15 protein-coding genes and 1 tRNA gene are annotated in these 19,974 nt (G+C 47.5%); 6 read left to right on the forward strand and 10 right to left on the reverse strand.

What is annotated here, in order from left to right; all coding sequences use genetic code 11:
• Positions 1-145 precede the first annotated feature (145 nt).
• The 4 genes from IEX60_RS23700 to IEX60_RS23715 form a co-directional block, all read right to left on the reverse strand.
• A tRNA-His gene (locus tag IEX60_RS23700) sits at positions 146-219 on the reverse strand.
• 62 nt (positions 220-281) lie between these two features.
• The gene (gene htpG / locus IEX60_RS23705; protein ID WP_188753886.1) at positions 282-2,171 is read right to left on the reverse strand and encodes a molecular chaperone HtpG; all 1,890 of its coding nucleotides are present in this window, start codon (positions 2,169-2,171) and stop codon (positions 282-284) included.
• Between the two features lie 285 nt (positions 2,172-2,456).
• Positions 2,457-3,908 (reverse strand): IS1182 family transposase, encoded by a 1,452-nt coding sequence (locus IEX60_RS23710; RefSeq protein ID WP_188753887.1) that lies wholly within the window; start codon positions 3,906-3,908, stop codon positions 2,457-2,459.
• Positions 3,909-4,083: 175 nt separating this feature from the next.
• A complete protein-coding gene (locus tag IEX60_RS23715; protein ID WP_188753888.1) occupies positions 4,084-4,665 on the reverse strand; it encodes a hypothetical protein in 582 nt (193 codons plus the stop codon).
• A 215-nt stretch (positions 4,666-4,880) separates the two neighbouring features.
• Here IEX60_RS23715 and IEX60_RS23720 point away from each other — a divergent pair, with 215 nt between their 5' ends.
• The 3 genes from IEX60_RS23720 (at position 4,881) to IEX60_RS23730 (ending at position 9,949) form a co-directional block, all read left to right on the forward strand.
• Positions 4,881-6,818, forward strand: a complete 1,938-nt coding sequence (locus tag IEX60_RS23720) for a KUP/HAK/KT family potassium transporter (protein ID WP_188753889.1) — start codon at positions 4,881-4,883, stop codon at positions 6,816-6,818.
• 223 nt (positions 6,819-7,041) lie between these two features.
• Positions 7,042-9,291, forward strand: a complete 2,250-nt coding sequence (ggpS, locus tag IEX60_RS23725; protein WP_229717765.1) for a glucosylglycerol-phosphate synthase — start codon at positions 7,042-7,044, stop codon at positions 9,289-9,291.
• A 175-nt stretch (positions 9,292-9,466) separates the two neighbouring features.
• Complete coding sequence (locus tag IEX60_RS23730) at positions 9,467-9,949, forward strand: YdeI/OmpD-associated family protein (RefSeq protein WP_188753890.1); 483 nt, start codon at positions 9,467-9,469, stop codon at positions 9,947-9,949.
• Positions 9,950-10,047: 98 nt separating this feature from the next.
• Here the strand turns inward: IEX60_RS23730 and IEX60_RS23735 are convergent, their stop codons facing one another.
• From IEX60_RS23735 to purL, 3 genes are all read right to left on the reverse strand, one after another.
• Positions 10,048-11,073 carry a porin gene (locus tag IEX60_RS23735; RefSeq protein ID WP_188753891.1) on the reverse strand — a complete coding sequence of 342 codons (1,026 nt, stop codon included), beginning with the start codon at positions 11,071-11,073 and terminating at the stop codon, positions 10,048-10,050.
• Positions 11,074-11,226: 153 nt separating this feature from the next.
• A complete protein-coding gene (locus IEX60_RS23740; RefSeq protein ID WP_188753892.1) occupies positions 11,227-12,537 on the reverse strand; it encodes an ammonium transporter in 1,311 nt (436 codons plus the stop codon).
• 297 nt (positions 12,538-12,834) lie between these two features.
• Complete coding sequence (gene purL / locus IEX60_RS23745; protein WP_188753893.1) at positions 12,835-15,057, reverse strand: phosphoribosylformylglycinamidine synthase subunit PurL; 2,223 nt, start codon at positions 15,055-15,057, stop codon at positions 12,835-12,837.
• A gap of 81 nt (positions 15,058-15,138) precedes the next feature.
• Here purL and IEX60_RS23750 point away from each other — a divergent pair, with 81 nt between their 5' ends.
• The 3 genes from IEX60_RS23750 to coaA all read left to right on the forward strand — a co-directional run bounded on the left by IEX60_RS23750 (position 15,139) and on the right by coaA (position 17,654).
• On the forward strand, positions 15,139-16,194 hold the full coding sequence (locus tag IEX60_RS23750; protein WP_188753894.1) for a patatin-like phospholipase family protein: 1,056 nt from the start codon (positions 15,139-15,141) through the stop codon (positions 16,192-16,194).
• A gap of 95 nt (positions 16,195-16,289) precedes the next feature.
• Positions 16,290-16,661 (forward strand): methylglyoxal synthase, encoded by a 372-nt coding sequence (locus tag IEX60_RS23755; protein ID WP_188753895.1) that lies wholly within the window; start codon positions 16,290-16,292, stop codon positions 16,659-16,661.
• A gap of 36 nt (positions 16,662-16,697) precedes the next feature.
• Positions 16,698-17,654, forward strand: coding sequence for a type I pantothenate kinase (gene coaA, locus IEX60_RS23760; protein WP_188753896.1), 957 nt, complete (start codon positions 16,698-16,700; stop codon positions 17,652-17,654).
• Positions 17,655-17,657: 3 nt separating this feature from the next.
• Here coaA and IEX60_RS23765 read toward each other — a convergent pair whose 3' ends face one another.
• Genes IEX60_RS23765 through IEX60_RS23775 form a run of 3 tightly spaced genes read right to left on the reverse strand, consistent with a single transcriptional unit; the run spans position 17,658 to position 19,910 of the window.
• Positions 17,658-18,551, reverse strand: coding sequence for a mechanosensitive ion channel family protein (locus IEX60_RS23765; RefSeq protein ID WP_188753897.1), 894 nt, complete (start codon positions 18,549-18,551; stop codon positions 17,658-17,660).
• A 33-nt stretch (positions 18,552-18,584) separates the two neighbouring features.
• Positions 18,585-19,079 carry a dihydrofolate reductase gene (locus tag IEX60_RS23770; RefSeq protein WP_188753898.1) on the reverse strand — a complete coding sequence of 165 codons (495 nt, stop codon included), beginning with the start codon at positions 19,077-19,079 and terminating at the stop codon, positions 18,585-18,587.
• 9 nt (positions 19,080-19,088) lie between these two features.
• Positions 19,089-19,910: a thymidylate synthase gene (locus IEX60_RS23775; RefSeq protein WP_188753899.1), complete on the reverse strand. Its 822-nt coding sequence runs from the start codon at positions 19,908-19,910 to the stop codon at positions 19,089-19,091.
• Positions 19,911-19,974: the final 64 nt, after the last annotated feature.

The following is a 19,974-nucleotide window of genomic DNA, read 5'->3' on the forward strand; positions in this document are numbered from 1 at the left end:
CCCGCCATCCCCTCAACAAAATTGCATTAAGTCTATAATCAACCAAAAAACCGGGAATAAGAATATCCCCGGTAAACGGACCCAATAAATATAAAAAACGAAAAAAACCGTCTCGGTACTTTTGAGACGGCCTCTTCCTTTTTCGGGTGGATAATCGGGCTCGAACCGACGACCCCTAGAACCACAATCTAGTGCTCTAACCAACTGAGCTATACCCACCGTGTTATTGGACTGCAAAAATAGCAATTAAACAACAATCCAACAACAAAATTAAAAAAAACTCAACCGATCAAACTTACGCTTCTCTTTACAAAGTTAGTAAGCTCATTCCCTGATAATAATCCGCGTGAAAGCAACGCCAGATCAAACGCCTGTTTAGCTAACTGCTGTTGTTCTTCCGTGTTTTCGTCAGAAAGGATACGTTTAATCAATGGGTGGTTGCCGTTGACGGTTACCTTGTAGTTGTCAGGCATGGAGCCATAGAAGCTCATCCCCCCTCCTGTTTGTGCCATGTCCTTCATCCTCCGGATAAACTCGTCAATTGTCACAGTAACGGGCAGTTCGCTTTCACTGAGCGCCTCGACATACACTTTCATGTTATCCCGGCTAATAGCCTTCTCGAAAAGCTCAACCGCTTTCTTGCTTTCTTCTTCGGTAAGTTGCAACGTTTTGGTATCTTCCTTCTGGATCAACTTATCGATTACATCGGCATCTACACGCTTGAGTTGTGTCTTTTCTCCTTTTTGTTCTATATAAGCTACAAAATGACTGTCTATCGGCGAATCCATCACCAACACATCATACCCTCTCTCCTTAGCGGTCGTGATATAACCGTCCTGCTGCGCGGCATCATTCGTATATAGGTATATTACATGACCATCTTTATCCTGCTGGATATCTTTTACCTTTTCCGCATATTCCTTCAGTGTATAAATTTCACCCTCCGTGTTTTTCAACAGGCAAAACTCATTTGCTTTTTCAGCAAATTTATCGTCACTGAGCATGCCGTATTTGACGAACAACGCGATATCGGGCCATTTCTCTTCAAAACCCTTCCGATCTGTTTTAAATAGCTCAGCCAGTTTATCCGCTACTTTTTTTGTGATATGGGCATTAATTTTTTTGACATTACTGTCCGCTTGCAGGAAACTCCGAGACACGTTGAGCGGGATGTCCGGCGAATCGATCACACCGTGGAGCAGCATTAAAAACTCGGGGACAATGTCTTTTACCTCATCGGTGATAAATACCTGCCGGGAGTATAGTTTGATTTTGTTTTTCTGTATTTCGAAGTTCTCCTTGAGCTTCGGAAAATACAGGATACCCGTCAGGTTGAACGGATAATCCACATTTAAGTGAATCCAAAACAGCGGCTCATCCAGTGAATACGGATACAGCTCCCGGTAAAAGGCCAAGTAATCCTCATCCTTTAATTCAGAAGGGGCTTTGGTCCAAGCAGGCTGCGTATTGTTGATGATGTTATCAACTTCCACTGATTTATACTTGGGTTTGCCCTCTTTATCCTCACCATCCGGCTCGCTGGAAGTGCGCGTACCAAAGCGGATGGGAACTGGTAGGAATTTACCGTATTTGTCCAGAATTTCCTGCAATCTGCCTTTATCCAAAAACTCTTCCGAATCGGCATTAATATGCAAAATAACATCTGTACCGCGTGCCGTACGGTTTCCTTCGGTAATCTGGTAGGAGGTGCTACCATCGCATACCCACCGGGTGGGCTCGGCTCCTTCCTGGTAAGACAACGTCTGGATTTCTACCTTGTCTGCCACCATGAACGCGGAATAAAAACCCAGCCCGAAGCGGCCGATAATTTCATTCGCATCCTTGGCTTCTTTGAATTTTTCCACAAACTCTGTAGCACCTGAAAAGGCGATCTGATTGATGTATTTTTTCACCTCTTCGGCAGTCATCCCAATACCCCGGTCGGATATGGTAATGGTTTTGGCTTTCTCATCGAATGCCACATCGATCGTTACATCCCCCACTTCGCCTTTGTACTGACCCAATGAAGCCAGCCGTTTCAGTTTCTGCGTCGCATCAACCGCATTAGACACCAGTTCCCGCAGGAAAATCTCATTGTCTGAATATAAAAACTTCTTGATTACCGGAAATATATTCTCGGTATGGATGGATATATTGCCTTTTTCGTTCATATGATAACTCTAAAACACGTAAATTTACTAAAGAATTGTCGGTCGCCCTTAATACAATATGTGTTCCATTACCTTATCCAGTCAGTATGACAGGACAATCTGACAAAAAAAGAGGCCGTCTCAAAAGTATCGAGACGGCTTTTTTCGTTTTTTATATTTAGCGGTTTCGTTTTCCGGGATGTTATTGTTTCTGTTTTTTTGGTTGATTATTGGCTTAAAGCAAGTTCATTGAGAGGATATGGTTGGAAAGGTTTTTTGTGGGTGTTTTACGGGGGATGAAAGGGTTTAGGATGCCCTTTTTCTAAGGTTGTGTGCCAATGCCAGCAACCCCATTTCCACATTGACCTTATCCAACCCGCGGAGCATGAACCGCTTGAAACCGTGGTTGTGTTTGATGTTCCCGAATACCGGTTCCACATCGNCACGGTTTCCCTGCTGCTGGTGGCACTGTGCCCTTAACGGGCAGCCCCCGCAGTCCCTTGCCCGGTAATCGGTGACCGTCTGCAGGAACCCCGCCGCGGTCCTGGAACGGTGGGTGCCGATGTTGTCCATGGGTTGCCCGCTGGGGCAAAAGTAGAGATCCCGCTGCGGATCGTAGGCGAGCTTGTCGACGGTATAGGGCTTTTTGCTGCGGATGTTTTCATTCTGGTCACGGTCGAAGTAATTGTGCTTGACATAGCCGGTAATACGTTTTTCCTCCAGCCACCCGTAGTTCTGCTCACTGCCGTATCCCGCATCGGCGGTGATATTGTCCGGTTTGCCCAAGTCTTCCGTATGCTGCTCAAGGTGCGGGATCAGCGTGGCGGTATCCACTGTGCGCTGGTGGATGCTGTAGGATGCGATATACTGGTTGTTTGTACTGATCTGCACATTGTAGGCCGGTTTAAGCTGGCCGTTTTTCATGTGGTCTTCCTTCATCCGCATGAAGGTGGCATCCACATCGGTCTTGCTGTAACTTTTCCGTTCAGGCCCCAGTACCTGCTCCTGCCCGGCATAGCGGTCAAGTGCCGCAGGCCAGTGCTTTTTTGCATAGTTCAGCTTCTGCCTGACCTTTTTGTCCACCCCGGATCCGCTGTTCTTCAGTGCGTCATTGATCTTTGTTATGGTATCCTTTACCTTTTCGCTATCGAGGGGGCCGATGCCGGGAGGCTCGGGATCATCAAGCTCCGAAGCGGCTACGCCTTTGGCATATTCCCAGAGCTCGTTCAACTGCTGCCTGATCTTCTCCTTGTTGTGTCTGATGGCATTGCCCCAGACAAAGGTGTACCGATTCGCGTTGGCCTCGATCTTGGTGCCGTCGGTGTAAAGTTCCTTTATGCTTAATAACCCTTCCCCGCACAATAACAGCACGACCTGTGTGAAAACGGGTCTCAGGCAACCCTGTAGCCGCTTCCCGCGGAAACGGTTTATCGTATTGTGGTCCGGGCGGTTCATGCCCGCAAGCCACATGTAATGGATGTTCTGGCTCACCGCTTCCTCGATCCTGCGGCTGCTGTAAAGGTTGTTGATGTACGAATACACCAGCACTTTCAACAGCATCCGTGGATGGTAGCTCGATGTCCCGCCGGGCCGGTACTGCCGTAATAGTTCCGTGATGTCGATCCTGTCAAGTATGTCGTTAACCACACGCACCGGGTGGGCCAACGGAATCAGTTCCCCCAGATCCGGGGGCAATAGCATCGTCTGCCCCTGCAGGTCCCGTTTGAATACAACCGTGCTTGTCTTGCCTCTTGCCATACCCTAAAGATACAAAACAAGGCATTGATATACAATGAAGTAAAAACAAAAACTTCTAACGGGATATAAGCAATATTGTGGAAAACGCCGGAATAACAAACCTGCAGAAACAAAAAAGCTGCCTCAAAAATTACTTTTGAGACAGCCTCTTTTATACATTTTCATAATGGCCCGCCTATTCTTCCATACGGATGGTAATTACCGTCGGTTTGTCGGCAGCCTCCAATTGCTTGAGCACTTGATCGGCCATTTCATCGATGGCTTCATAAGCGTAATTCTTCTGCTTCTTCCAGACGTGCTCATTCAGTTTGCTCATCTGCCTTTCCAAGGGAATGGGCGAAGCGGTTGCTTTAACACGCTTACCATAGCGGTCGTTGCGATAAGGTTGATAAGTGAGGTCGGTAAACCAATAATTCAGTTGTCCTCCGTCGTCTTCCACTACTAAGGTGTAGTGCACGTCCCCAGCCACATAGTTTCCGATACCCGCATGTTTTTTCATATGAATACGTCCGTTGCTCTCCAGCCGGTTCGTACTTTTTAATTCTGTCTCATTGCCTTTTGAGGCTAAAAATGCATTTAGTTGAGCCTGTATTTCGGAAAAACTTACCTCATTTGGCAATACTTCCGATTTGTAAACCACAAATTTGCCACGCTGGTCTACCGCAAACTGGCCGGCATCACGTCCTACATCATCCTTCAGCGGGTTACCGTGACCGATCGCCATTCCCGCCATAAACATTACTACCAAATTAACCATAACTACTTTAATTTAATAAGGTTAAACCACAATTTTAATTCATTCGGAATGCCCTCCCAAGACATCCCGATAGCCATAAAAATAACAAATCGAGTTGGGATACCACTATTTTTCCACGGATTTTTTTTCAATCGATTAACTCCTAAGTTTGCCTCCTCAATTGTCCTACAGGAAATACAGGTTCCGCAAGGCTGTTGAGAACAAACTATTTTCGAATGAAAGCTCATTCAAAACAACCATTGACTTTAGCGGGGTTGATGGTGGCACTTGGAATTATCTTTGGAGACATCGGCACCTCTCCCCTATATGTATTCAAAGCAATCATCGGACAGGACGCCGTGGACAGGGATTTGGTATACGGGGGGTTGTCCTGCATCTTCTGGACCCTCACGCTACAAACCACGCTGAAATATGTTATTATTACACTCCGCGCGGACAATAAGGGCGAAGGCGGCATCCTTTCACTCTATTCGTTGGTACGGAAACACGGTAAGTGGGTGGTCTTTCCGGCCATGCTGGGTGGGGCGTCACTGCTTGCCGACGGCATGATTACACCGGCTATCACCATTTCCTCCGCAGTGGAGGGGCTCGACATCTTCTATCCCCATCTGCAGACGGTACCGATTGTATTGCTGATTGTGGTTGTACTTTTCCTGCTACAGCGTTTTGGTACGGCCGTAGTAGGAAGGCTTTTCGGACCTATTATGTTTGTCTGGTTCTCCATGATGGCCGTGATAGGTGCCGGACATATCAAGGACGACCCACAGATATTCTGGGCACTCAGCCCCCACTATGCTGTCATAACGCTCATTCAGCATCCGGATGCATTGCTAATCATCGGGGCGGTTTTTCTTTGTACCACGGGAGCAGAAGCGCTGTATTCCGATCTGGGCCATTGCGGACTAAACAATATCCGCATTTCCTGGATATTTGTCAAGGCTTGCCTGCTACTTTGTTACTTCGGCCAGGGAGCCTGGCTGCTGGAGCACGAGGGTATACCACTCAACGGCGGAAATCCATTTTTTATGGGTATGCCGGGATGGTTTCTGCCCTTCGGTATTTCCATTGCCACTGCCGCGGCCGTCATCGCCAGCCAGGCGATGATTTCCGGTGCATTTACGCTCGTATCCGAAGCTGTGCGTCTCAATCTTTGGCCAAAGGTTAAGATCATTCATCCCAATATGCTTAAGGGACAGCTGTATGTTCCCTCGGCGAACTGGATATTATTGGTGGGCTGTGTATTCATCATTCTCATTTTCCAGGAATCTGCTCGAATGGAGGCCGCTTACGGATTAGCCATCAACATCAGTTTTCTGGTTACCACCGTATTGATGACCGTCTATCTGCGGAACCGGCATATCCCCCTGTATCTTTGTGCCACATTTCTGCTCTTTTACTTGTTCATCGAATCGGTCTTTTTCATCGGAAACGCTACTAAGTTCTCACACGGTGGGTGGCTTACCTTGCTTATCACCGGACTGCTCTTTACCGTGATGCTCTGTTGGTGGTGGTCAAGGAAAATTAAGAACCGGTATACGCGCTTCGTGGAAATAGCTGATTATTACGACCTGCTATCCGAATTAGCAACTGATAAATCCGTACCGCTCTATGCATCGCAGTTGGTGTATCTCACCAGCGCAAATTTCGAATCGGAAATCGAAGAAAAGATACTTTATTCCATTTTGCGCAAGAAGCCCAAACGTGCTGATATTTACTGGCTTGTACATGTCGACGTAACCGATCATCCTTATACAGGAGAATATAAGGTGACTCAGCTTATCCCCGGCAAACTGATACGCATCGATTTCCGTCTCGGGTTCCGCGATGAGCAACGCATCAGTCTCCTGTTCCGCAAAGTGGTTGAAGACCTTGTAAAAAACGGTGAAGTCAGCATCAAGAGCAACTACGACACACTCCGGAAACACGATATGGATGGCGACTTCCGGTTTGTTGTGCTGGAAAAGGTAATCATGAAAACCAATACCCTGAATTTCATTGAGCGCATTGTATTGGATATGTATCGCTTTCTGCGGAAATTCAGCCTATCCGAAGAACGCGGATTCGGCCTGGATTCAAGCTTCGTTACCGTAGAACGCGTACCGCTGATCCTGGATTCCACACCGTTGGCAATCAACTTAAAGCGTATTAACTAACTGGAAGATAGAGTTAAGAAATTTTTGTATCTTTGCCCACCATCGAAGCTACACCAGCTTCCTTTCATCTAAAAACCCTTTAGCACCAGGATACTGAGCATCAGGTAAAGGGGCAGGTATTGGGCCACCTGCAAAAACATTAATCTCCCGTTTTTTTGGTTTAATTGATATCCGCTGCAATCCGGCAGGGTACGGATATTGGATAAATTCATAATATAAAGAAATGATGTTATTAGCGACAGACCTCGACGGCACATTCCTTGGTGGAACCACAGAAAAAAGGCAAATCCTCTATCAATTAGTCCGGAACCATCCGGATGTCCAACTTGTGTTTGTAACCGGACGAGGCGTTGAAACAGTTCTCCCGCTGCTGTACGATCCGCTTGTACCCACTCCCGATTATGTTATTGCCGATGTGGGTGCGACGGTAGTAGATGGCAGCCGCTTACTTCCCGTCACTTCCATCCAATCGGTGATCGAACGGAATTGGCCGGGGAAGTTTGTGGTCCGGAAAAGGCTATCCTCCGTAAAGGGGCTGACTCCACAGGAAGTACCACAGCAACGGCGGTGTTCTTTTTATTACGACGAGACAACGGATATCGGGGAAATAGAACGGATTGCATCGACCTTAAACTGCGATGTGCTGACGTCTGCGGGTAAATACCTGGATATTCTGCCGAACGCTGTCAACAAAGGTACGACACTGAAAAAGTTGATCACCCATTTGGACATCCCGGCAGAAGACGTACTCGTGGCGGGTGATACATACAACGACTATGCTCTGTTCGAAGCCGGATACCAAGGCGTGGCCGTAGGCGATTCGGAGCCGAGACTGCTGGCGGCCATACAGGGATGGCCGCACGTCCATGCAGCAACCCAAACCGGGGCCGGCGGAATACTGGAAGCAATGGCCCATTTTGAAACATTCCGACATTACCTGAACGACCAAGATCATCCCGCGATTGACACTGCCGACAGCAAACAACTGCTGATGGTATACCATCGTCTCCCCTTTGACATCGAAATGAAAGACGGCCAACCAAAACGCATTCCGCCGCGCAGTCCCAACGGCATTATTCCTTCCTTGCTTGGCTTCTTTGCCAATGGCCGACCGGGAATATGGATAGGTGAGGAAGCGATGGGATTGCTGGGAGATAACCCGGTCCTCAACCCTTCCATTGATAGCGATCGATACCCGAATCTCCGGGCTTCCATCATCCCACTGCCCAAAAAAGACATCGATTTATTCTACCGTGTGTTTTCCAAAGAAGCTTTCTGGCCCACGATATTCTCCTTTATCAACAAGGCCAAATTCAATCATGCCCATTGGAACCATTACCTTCGCATCAACGAACTGTTTGCGAACCGGGTAGCCGATGAAGCCGAACCCAATGCATTGGTATGGATACACGAATACAACCTCTGGATGGTACCTGCATTCCTACGGCAGCAACGCCCGGATCTGAAGATCGGCTTTTTCCATCATACGGCATTCCCCCCAGCCGATATCTTCAACATCATTCCATGGCGGCGGGATATTATCGGAAGCCTGCTGCAATGCGATTTTATCAGCTTCCATATTCCACGGTACGTAGAGAACTTCGTAGATGTGGTCAAAAGCCACGCGCCGGTCAACGTACTGAGCCGCGTCAATGCCGCCAAGCAGTTCCTAACCTACAGCTGTGCACTCGGCATAGACAAAATGACCAAGCTTATTGAAGTGGGCAATCGCACCATCCGACTGGGTGCGCAACCTGTCGGGGTAAACATGCAGCATATCCAGCGTATACTTGAACACGCCGATACCCGGGCGCGTGTCGAATTGCTACGTAAGCGTACCCAGGGAAAGCGTATTGTGCTGTCCTTAGAACGCCTTGATTACGTAAAGGGTCCGTTGGAAAAAATCGAGGCATTCGGCGAATTTCTCGACGAGCACCCAGAGTACCACGGCCAGGTCGAGCTGATTAACATCTGCACGCCCCCATCCCAGGGAATGAAAGTTTACGATCGGATCCAACATGAACTTGAACAGGCTGTGGGAAGAATCAACGGCCGGTATTCCACATTGGAATGGACCCCCATCCGTTTTTTCTTCCGCTCAGTTCCGTTTGAAGAGGTGGTCTCTTACTACGCGGTTTCAGAGGTTGCCTGGATCACCCCCCTTCGCGATGGGCTCAACCTCGTAGCCAAGGAGTATATCGCCGTACAAGGATTGCAGGAACAGCCCAACGGCGCATTGGTAATTTCTGAATTTGCCGGTGCTTCCGTCGAACTGCCCTATGCCATACGTACCAATCCGTATGACAGCAAGGATCTTAAAGACAGCCTGCTTTCAGCGCTTAGTTTGGATGTATCTGAACGATCACTGCGGATTAAGCGCATGTATGAGATTGTCAAACATTACGACGTACAGCGGTGGGGACAGGATTTTTTGGAGGGATTGGAAAAGGCGACCACATTACCTGCCCATTAAATTCCTCCTTCCTTCCGCCATCTTACCATATGGAAGCCGATACCCGGGTATCCGTAGAAATATCACATACAGGCCGAATCCAGCATGCGTACAGTCAGCCTGCATTACGGCAGAATAATGGCTGGAGAATTTCATAATTCTATTTCATAAATTGGCATCCTTGTTTAAAAGCATTATGCATCGTTTCATCGCTCAATTGGAAATCATAGGAATCAATCCGTTCGTACCTGTACCCGAGGATGTGTTGGATGCGCTTACCTCAGCCGCCGGAAAAAACAAGGGGGCCATCCCCATCAAAGGCACCATCAATGGTATTGAGTTCCAGCAAACATTGGTTAAATATCAAGGCGCGTGGCGACTGTACGTAAACACCACCATGCTTAAAAATTCACCGAAGCGTATTGGAGAAATGGTTCAATTGGCAGTCCTTTTCGATCCCGGCGACCGATCCATACCCCCACACCCCAAATTGATCCAAGCGCTGGAACAAAATAAACAGGCAAAAGAAAAATTTGATACGTTGGCTCCCACACTGCAAAAAGAAATCGTCCGATACATCTCTTTCCTGAAAACCGAAACCAGCATTGACCGGAATGTGGCAAAAGCAATTGACTTCTTGATGGGTAAAGGTTCGTTTATCGGGCGGAAAACTCTTTAGGATTTTATAGAAAATATAATAAGAGGTTGCCTCTGCCGAACCGGCACGGAGACAACCTCTGGTTCATGTGTTTGCAGGCTTTTGCTAAATTTCAGGTCTTAAAACGCGTATACCAGCGCCAAAGAGAACTGTGAAGCACTTTTGGTGGGATCCATTTCCACATTCTTGTAAAACATCTCGGTAGAGCCGTTATCCAGCCGGAACTCAGGGATCATTGTCAGCGGCCCGGCCTTTACATTGGCAGACAGTGTCAGTCCAACCACCGACTCACCCCCGGGTACAAATGCCCAACCGTCTTCTTTTTCTTTGTAATATTCACCCCTTACACCCAAAGCAAATGCATCCGAAAACCCATATTGAACGTAAAGTGCCCCTCCGGAATATCCCCCTTTGGAATCACCGAAATCTGAAAAGTCAGCCGCATTCAACCCTACGTTGAATGCATCGGTGATCTGGTAGGCAGTTGTAAGATCGATGATGGTACCCGTACTTCCGGTTAGGAAATTGACGTAGGCGTTCCAGCCATCCACCGGCGATACAGCCAACTGGGCACCGAAATCAGACACTCCATCAAAATCCTGGTAGGCATTCCAATCGTTAAACAGCCCCACCATCAACGACACTTTATCCGAAAATGCATACTGGGCTTTAATACCTGCATTCTGGAAGGGACCAGCAGAAAAAAGGTAAGATGTAGAGTAGTTAAAATTAGCTGTAGGCGAAATAACCTCGTATCCGACAAAGGTACCCATAAAGCCTGCCGTCATCGAAAACTTTTCGGTAAAGGCATAACTCATGTAGAGGTTCTGGATGTGAAACGAGTTGCCATCGCCGGTGTTAAGCAACGACTGGTATTGTCCACGCGGACCGAAAGACACATCGCCTACGAAGGATGCTTTGCCAACGGTCTTGCCCAATATGACATTTACCATGCCTAAGGAAACCGAATTCTGTTCGTTAGCAAATGAAGTGGGAATATTACCCAGCCCATCGTCGTTTTTATACCCGGAAAAGTCATACTTGTAGTATGCATCTACTGATCCGGAGATCGTTAGCGATTCATCCTGTGCGGATGCCAGGAACGCTGATAATAGAATAGTCGATGCGATAAAAATTTTTTTCATATTTGTAATTGTTTTTGCTTGCTTCTTAAGCATAGTTTACCAGGCCATCTTAAGAAAAGCGGTGAAACATTGGGTTGGATGTGGATAACAGACCGTTGACGGTATGTTATCCCATTCAACGTTAACGTGTGTACCTATTTTTAGACCTATTTGTTATAGGCTTTCTCCGTGCTGCGTAATGTCAAGGCCACGTTCCTCTTCTTCGAGCGTAACACGCAGTTTGCTAATGGAATCCGTCAACTTAAGTAGGATAAAGGCCATGATGAATGTGAATGCAACCGCTCCGATAAGTCCTAGCAAATGAGCCGTGAATAAGCCCGTCTGACCAAAAAACAAACCATCCGTTGTCACGACGCTGTTGATGGTGTGTGTAGCAAAAATACCGGTCAATATCATGCCCACCATACCGCCAACACCGTGGCTAGGAAATACATCCAGCGTATCGTCAACACCGGAACGTGTACGCCATTCAACGACCAACCGGCTAATGATTGAAGCGACTACTCCGATTATCAACGAATGCGTGACCGTTACAAAGCCTGCCGCGGGAGTAATTGCGACTAACCCGACAACTACACCGATACACACCCCCATTGCTGTCGGCTTTTTGCCGCGGGCAGCATCAAAAAATATCCAGGCCAATGCCGCTGCGCCAGAAGCGGTGCTTGTAGTGGCCAATGCCGACGCCGCAAGCCCATTAGCACCGAAAGCCGATCCTGCATTGAATCCGAACCATCCAAACCACAGCAGTCCGGTACCGAGGATCACATAGGTAATCCGCGCAGGATTCGTTTCTCCGGAATCACTGCCCTTTTTGAGATAAAGTGCCGATGCCAATGCAGTCACGCCAGCAGACATGTGTACAACGGTACCGCCCGCAAAATCAAGCACGCCCATTCCGGCCAATAATCCATCTGGATGCCAGGTAGCATGGGCCAATGGCGCGTAGATAAAGATGAAAAACAATATCAAAAACAGGATATAAGATTTAAACCGTATCCGTTCGGCAAATGCCCCGGTGATCAGTGCCGGCGTGATGATGGCAAATTTCAGTTGATACATGGCGAATAACGCAAAAGGAATTGTGGGTGCCCCCGGCCAATTAGGCCCACCTACCACACCTTCAAACATGAAAAATGTAGCAGGATTGCCGATTACCCCGCCGATCGATTCCCCAAACACCAGACTGAAACCAAAAACCACCCATACCACGGCAATAACTGACATACAGATAAAACTTTGGAACATCGTGGAGATCACGTTTTTCTTTTTGACCATGCCGCCATAAAAAAATGCTAACCCGGGAGTCATGATAAGGACCAGTGCCGTTGACGTCAACATCCAAGCAACATCGGCTCCGTCGATCTCGGTTTCTTCCCCACCCGGCAATGCAGGAAAGAAAAATGCCAGTATTGTCACCAAAACCAGCAAGATAAAAGGTAAAATAGATTTTTTTGCTTCCATAAATTGTCTTTTTAGTCTAAAAATTAGATAAACTTTAAAATTAACATAAATAATAATACAAATATGTACAAATATTTCATTAAAACAATTTTTTTATTGATATTTTTTTAAAAAACAAATAATAAAACATAATAAATCAATATTTTTAATATAAAAACAAATAAATAATAATTTTATACAACCAAAAACATAATAAAAAAACAAAATATATCACAAAAAATAATACAAATCCAAAAATTATCTCAAAAAAAAGCCCGGTATTAAAAAATACCGGGCCTATCAATCGTGTTGTAATCTCTATTCTCCTAAAATATCGTGAAACACCTGACCAAATACCTGTTTGGCATGCCCTACCGTATCATAAAGCTCTTCATCCACTACAAATCCATTTTTAGTGACTGCCCCCAGCAACGAAAACTCCGTACCACTGGCGGCCAGTACCTCCACAAAGGCCTCTTGGGCAGCGGGTTTAACCGACACCACAATCCTCCCCTGGGCCTCACCAAACAGAAAGGCATCCTTGCGGATTTCGCTGTCGGTTTCGATGGCGAACCCTAAATTGCCCGCCATAGCCGATTCGGCCAACGCAACGTAGAGCCCTCCATCGGCCACATCATGCGCAGAGACAATCAGTTTTGCGCGGATAAGGTGTTTCACAACCTGATGTGTCGCATATTCCTCATCCAGGTCAAAATAGGGTGCCGGAGAAGCTTTCATTTTATGATACGATGCTAGGTACTGGGAAGAAGCAATGTCATTACGGGACTCACCTATCAAATAAATGTAATCTCCTTCCGCCTTGAAATCAAGCGTCATGAGATTAGACGCATCAGGGAGTATGCCTAACATACCAATAGTTGGTGTCGGAAATACAGACCCGCCATCGGGCGACTGATTATAGAAGCTGACATTACCGCCCGTAACAGGTGTTTGAAATTTAAGGCAAGCATCTCCCATTCCTTTAATGGCGTTCACAAACTGCCAATAGACCTCGGGTAGATAAGGATTACCAAAATTGAGACAGTTGGTAATGGCCGAGGGCTCACCTCCGGCGCAGGTAATGTTGCGTGCTGCTTCAGCCACAGCGATGGCACATCCTTTATAGGGATCGGCGTTAACATACCGTGAATTACAGTCGACCGTCAGTGCAATGGCTTTATTGGTTCCCTTCACCGCTACTACTGCGGCATCCGCAGGGCGATTGGTTGTCATATTGGCCGTGCCGACCATGGAATCGTACTGATTGGTTACCCAGCGCTTGGAAGCAATATTTGGATGGGAAAGCAGGTGCTGTGCCACTTCCCGCAAGTCTTCCGGCTCGGCTACATCTTCCATCCGAAATTTTTGATACTCGGCAAAATAAGCGGGTTCTTTATATTCACGATAGTATACCGGTGCGCCACCACCCAATACCAGATCATCCGCAGGCACGTCAGCAACCAACTCATCATGCATGTAATATTCAAGGCGCCGCGTATCGGTCACCTCACCGATAATCGCACAGTTCAGGTCCCACTTTTCAAACACCGCTTCTACATCGGCTTCTCTGCCTTTCTGCACGACGATCAACATACGTTCCTGCGACTCCGACAGCAAAATCTCGTAAGGCTTCATATTCGCCTGCCGGGTAGGTACCCTGTCCAGATCGATACGCATCCCATGCTGGCCTTTGGCCGACATTTCCGAGTTAGAGCAGATAATTCCGGCAGCGCCCATATCCTGCATACCGATGACGGCTCCCGTCTTGATTACTTCCAAGGTGGCCTCTAGCAACAGCTTTTCCTGGAAAGGATCCCCTACCTGCACTGCGGGCAAATCGTTCACGGAGTCTTCCGTAATATCCTTGGAAGCAAAAGCGGCACCGTGTATGCCGTCTTTACCTGTTGCAGACCCGACAATATACACGGGATTACCCACACCGTAAGAAGTAGCTGAAACCGTCTCCCCAGCTTTCACAATGCCGGCCGACATGGCATTTACCAACGGATTCACCTGGTAGCACTCATCAAAAAACACCTCACCACCAACCGTCGGAATACCGAATGCATTGCCGTAATCGCCGATTCCTTTTACCACTCCTTTTATCAGCCACTGTGTACGCGGATGATGAATGTCGCCGAAACGCAGGGAGTTAAGCTGGGCAATGGGCCGTGCGCCCATCGTGAAAATATCCCGGTTAATACCACCAACACCAGTCGCAGCACCCTGGTACGGCTCCAGCGCCGAAGGATGATTGTGCGACTCTATTTTGAACGCACAGCCAAGACCATCGCCGATATCGACCAGTCCTGCGTTTTCCTCACCAGCCTTCGCCAGCATATGCGGGCCTTCCTTGGGTAAGGTCTTCAGCCAAACAATGGAGTTTTTATACGAGCAGTGCTCACTCCACATCACCGAAAAAATTGATAATTCGGTAAAATTGGGTACCCGACCCAATATTTCAGTTATACGTTCAAACTCCTCGGGCAACAATCCCAGTTCGGTCGCGGTATCTACGGTAGTCAGTTCCTGTGTCTCCAAAATATAGTCTTAATTATGAATGTAGTAAGCGGTACAAAAATAAGTATAAAAAACCTATTTTTACCGCCAAAGCATTAGCTGATGAAGAAAATCCTTTCAATAGATGGCGGCGGCATCCGCGGAATCATCCCCGGAATGTTGTTAGCGGCTTTGGAACGGAGGTTGAAACGCACAAGCGGGAATCCAGACGCTGCCATCGTAGATTATTTTGATTTTTTTGCAGGAACTAGTACCGGAGGAATTCTTACGTGTTTGCTGCTGTGCCCGGATGACCAAAACCCAACGCGCCCTAAGTTTTCTGCAAAAGAGGCACTGGATATTTATGTAACCCATGGCAGCGACATCTTCAAAGCCGGATTTTTCAGACGCTTGATCAGCAAGTTTGGCTTGCTTAGTGAACGGTATCCCAGTAACACCCTGGAACATGTATTAGAAAACTATTTCAGCGAAACCAAACTGAGCCAATTGCTCAAGCCGTGTATTGTCACCGCATACAATATCGAGCTCCGTAAAACACATTTTTTCAGGCAGCAAACGGCCATCGCGCGTGGAGACTCCCGTGACTTCTATTTGCGTGACGTATGCCGGGCAACCTCCGCCGCCCCAACGTATTTCAGTGTAGCCGAGATTTATTCCATGAGCGGTACGCGCTATCCACTGCTTGACGGCGGTGTATTCGCGCCCAATCCTTCGATGAGTGCACTAGTGGAAGTCACCCAGGCATTTAATGAAACCAAAATCAACGATATATCCATCCTTTCGCTGGGTACCGGACGGTCTCGCAAGGCTTACGATTATGAGCATTTTAAAAAGAGCCGTGCCGTGTCGATCGGTCCGGCCCTGATCGACATCATGATGAGCGGAGCTGCCGAAAGCAGCGACTTCTTTTTGCAGCAATTGTATAAGTCCGCGGGAAGGGCAAAGCAATATACCCGCATAGAACCCAGCAGCCTCCATAGCATCCGTGAAGAACTGGATGCTGCAAGCCATAGTAATATCCAGAAATTAATTGCGTTGGGCGACCGGATGGTGAGTGAAAACAACGAATTGATTAACCAACTGGTGGAACATTTGGTAAGGGAACAGGAAAATTCCCAATCAAAAGGTCCCTGGCGGTTTCTGTCGGCCAAAGGATAATGATACATGCAAAAAAATCTAAACCACCAAAGACTGCATGGACACCTTATAATGAAAACAACAAAAGACATCATCATCTAAAATTCTAACATAAAATGGTTGAACAGAAAACAATTGCACTGATCGCACACGATGGTAAAAAGCCGGAAATGGTTGGTTTTGTAAAAGATCATATTGACGTATTACATGCTGCCAAGCTTATCGCAACCGGTACCACGGGATCCTATATCCGGAAAACCGGATTGGAGGTAGAACTGAAACTCAGCGGCCCTAAAGGAGGTGACGCCCAAATTGCCGCATTGGCTGCTGAAGGGAAAGTGGACGCCATCATTTTCTTCCGCGATCCGCTGGGTAAACATGCCCACGAACCGGATATCCAAATGCTTATGCGGGTTTGTGATGTTTATAATGTACCCCTCGCAACCAATCCGGCTACAGGAGAACTGATCTTGAAGGGATTACTTTAAAAATTTATTACCTAAGTTTGCAAACTCCCAATGGGTATGGTCACAACAGCTAACGGCACGATGTATTCTCCATTCCGGCACATTCCAAGAGACGAATGGAAGGCGCTTAACGGCCATCCATCTTATGTCATCGCCGACGCAGACATCCAAAAACTGAACGCACTCAACGAGCCGCTCACCATGCAGGAAATCGAAGATGTTTACTTTCCGCTGAGCCATTTGCTGCAAATCCATATAAATACCTATCGAGAGCTGCATAGAAACGCTAGTGCTTTTTTCAACAATCACACCAAGCGCTTGCCTTTTATCATCGGAATAGCCGGCAGTGTCGCTGCAGGTAAAAGTACCACAGCCCGGGTACTTCAAAAAGTATTGTCACTCTCACCCGGGAACCCAAAAGTAGACCTCGTTACAACCGATGGATTCCTGTACCCGAATCATTACCTCGAAGCAAAAGGAATACTCAACCGTAAAGGGTTTCCCGAAAGCTACGACACCAAGCGTCTGCTTGGATTTCTCTCAGACATCAAGTCTGGAAAGGAATCGGTTTCCGCTCCGGTGTATTCACACCTTGCCTATGATATCATACCCGATGAGCTGCAATGGGTAGTCCAACCCGATGTATTGATCGTGGAAGGTATCAATGTGCTCCAGGTAAATGTCAAAGGTAAACACCGCGGTCCACGGGTGTTTGTATCGGATTTTTTCGATTATTCGATTTACGTGGATGCGGATCCCGAGAACCTGATGGAATGGTATACCCAACGGTTTGAATGGCTGCGTAAGACCGCCTTCCAAAATCCGGAATCTTACTTTCATCGCTATGCAAATCTCAACGAAAAGCAGAGCATCACTACCGCTACGCGCATCTGGAATGAAATCAACAAACCGAACCTTCTAAAGAATATTTTGCCGACTCGCTTCCGTGCCGACCTGATCCTTGAAAAAGGCAGCCACCATTTCGTCAAAAGTATAAAAATTCGGAAAGTTTAGTGGTCAGGATCTGGCAGCCGCCTGCGCAGAATCGTAAGCGATTACCTTCAGATAGAGATCATTGCGAAGCTTCCTCCGCAAACCGGTATCTTTCTTTGTCGTGGTCAATTGAAACTTATAATGCACGAAGTCTTTGCCCACCCCCACAACCTTGAGCTGGGAACTTCCCTGCACCACATCCCCCACATACTGTTCCAAGACCGAAGCAAGCTCCTGCTCCAATGCTTTATGATGGTGTGCATGCGCCAAGGGAAGTTCAAAATCAATGGTCAGTTTCTTGGAGTTCTGGAGTGACTGGTTGATAATATTAACCGTAAACGCCGTGTTGTTCGGGATCAGCACCACATCATCATCGTCGTTTTTGACCATGATATTAGCCAACGTAATGTCCATGATTTTACCCTGGTGCTCACCGATCCGCACGGTGTCGCCGATGGTAAACTGATCAGAAAACATAATCAACAAGCCGCTGATCATATTGGTGATATATTCCCTGAATAACAGTGCAATTGCCATCGCTACGATGGTGATGCTCGTCAAGAATTCTTTCGGGTTAATACCAAACGCCAGCATCAGTCCCAAAACCACGAATACCGCGTTCAACAGGGTAGCAATCTGGGAAATACCCAATATATAGTTGCCCCGTACCCGGTTATTCTTTTTATTTTGCCTCCGGTATAGAGCAATGAAGATAAAGCGGCCGATGGAAACGAGAATGCTTCCTGTCAGAAAGGTGTTTGCACCGTAGGCCATTTGCTCCACGCGGGGATAATTCCGGTATAAATCCACCTCTGCGGCAAACGAATAGGCAATCAATACCCAAAGCACGACTTTCAGGGCGAAAAAAAGCCGGTCGCGCACGGCACGTCTTTTCAGGATATCGGACTCGTTGGTCATGCCGCAAAAATACCCAATTATCGTTAGAATTGACTACATCCGTTCATATACTTGGAAGGTATACCCATAGGCATGTTTTTCATCCGGATCGTGTTCTTCGGCGGAGACAAGCACCCAATCCTGTTCATCCAGATCGGGAAAATAGCTATCACCGGGTGGCTCGGCGTGTACCCGGGTGAGGTATACGCGGTTGGTAAGGGGCAATGCCTGCCGGTAAATCTCCGCCCCTCCCACCACAAACACTTCTCCTTCACCGGTACAACGCGCCATTGCCTCTTCCAGTGAGTGCACCACCTCTGCTCCTTCCAGGACATAATCTTTTTGACGTGTAATAACCAAATTACGTCGGTTGGGCAACGGTTTTCCTACCGATTCATAGGTCTTACGGCCCATAAGGATGGTATGGCCGGAAGTGGTCCTTTTAAAAAACCGCAGGTCATTGGGCAGGTGCCAAAGCAGCTGATTGTCTTTTCCAATGACATTGTTATCGGCGGCTGCTACGATGGCAGATACGAAAGGTTTATTCATATACTACGATTAAACGGCAACGGGTGCTTTGATATGTGGATGGGGTTCGTAGTTAGTCAACTCAAAGTCTTCATACCGGAATGCAAAAATATCGTTGACCGATGGATTGAGCGTCATCGTGGGCAGCGGTTTTGGTTCGCGGCTCAACTGCAGTTGAACCTGTTCGAAATGGTTGCTGTATAGATGGGCATCTCCGAACGTGTGGACAAAATCTGCGGCCTCCATACCGCACACCTGGGCAACCATCAGCGTAAGCAGTGCATAGGACGCAATGTTGAACGGCACACCCAGGAAAATATCGGCGCTGCGCTGGTACAACTGGCACGAAAGCTGTGGCTTCAACAATCCGTTGGCCGGATCTGCGGGAGCTACATAAAACTGGAAGAAGGCGTGGCACGGAGGTAACGCCATGTTTTCAATCTCCGCCACGTTCCACGCGGAAACAATGATCCGGCGCGAATCGGGATTTGATTTTAATTGTTGAATAACCTTTTGGATCTGGTCGATATGCCTTCCTTCGGGCGTGGGCCACGAACGCCATTGTGAACCATACACAGGCCCAAGATTCCCCTGTTCATCCGCCCACTCATCCCAGATGCTCACGCCATTTTCCTTGAGGTAACGGATATTCGTATCGCCTCTGAGAAACCAGATTAGCTCGTGTATAATGGATCGGAGGTGTACCTTTTTGGTGGTTACCAACGGAAATCCGGCCTTGAGGTCAAACCGCATTTGGTAGCCGAAGATGCTGCGCGTGCCCGTACCGGTACGGTCGTGCTTATCTACGCCGTTCTCATACACATATCGCATCAAATCGAGGTATTGCTTCATGGTAAACCCTTCTTTTTTGCCGTAAAGATACATAGATTTCCCCAAAGAAAAAGTCCCGGACGCT

This window comes from Parapedobacter defluvii, assembly GCF_014642075.1.
Lineage (GTDB): Bacteria > Bacteroidota > Bacteroidia > Sphingobacteriales > Sphingobacteriaceae > Parapedobacter > Parapedobacter defluvii.